1 protein-coding gene and 1 pseudogene are annotated in these 500 nt (G+C 57.2%); both read left to right on the top strand.

Annotated features, from left to right (window positions below):
• Window positions 1-340 (top strand): HIT domain-containing protein (locus I6E61_RS14115; RefSeq protein WP_197135318.1); only part of this gene is annotated, 340 nt, incomplete at its 5' end.
• Window positions 341-390: 50 nt separating this feature from the next.
• Window positions 391-500: pseudogene (locus I6E61_RS14110) on the top strand (pyridoxal 5'-phosphate synthase lyase subunit PdxS); the annotation flags it as partial.

Below are 500 nucleotides of genomic sequence, written 5' to 3'. Positions count from 1 at the left end.
CCTCTTCCCCTATAACAGTGGCCACCTCTTGGTGTGTCCCTATCGGCACGTGCCCTTGTACGACGAAGCGACGGATGAGGAGACGGCAGAGATCGCGTCGCTCACTCAGACAGCGATGCGAGTGCTCCGCGAAACGTCGAAGGCTCACGGTTTCAATATCGGGATGAATCAGGGTGCGCTAGCGGGCGCCGGTATCGCTAATCACCTGCATCAGCATGTTGTTCCGCGGTGGGCAACTGACTCGAACTTCTTCCCGATTGTGGCCGGAACGAAGGCCATTCCTCGGCTGCTTGGTGAGGTTCGCGAAGAACTGGCGAAGGCCTGGCCGACGAACCACTGAGTTCAAATTGGCTGCATTCTTTTGAGGGCTCCGGTCTTAGCGTTGTAGCTATGAGCGAGAACACTTCATCCAACGAATCCGGTACGAGCCGCGTTAAGCGCGGACTGGCAGAAATGCTTAAGGGTGGCGTCATCATGGATGTCGTCAACGCTGAGCAGGC

Source organism: Psychrobacter sp. NZS113 (genome assembly GCF_015864825.1).
Lineage (GTDB): Bacteria > Pseudomonadota > Gammaproteobacteria > Pseudomonadales > Moraxellaceae > Psychrobacter.
The sequence above is the reverse complement of the archived record's forward strand: the minus strand, read 5'-3'. Positions and strand labels throughout refer to the sequence as shown.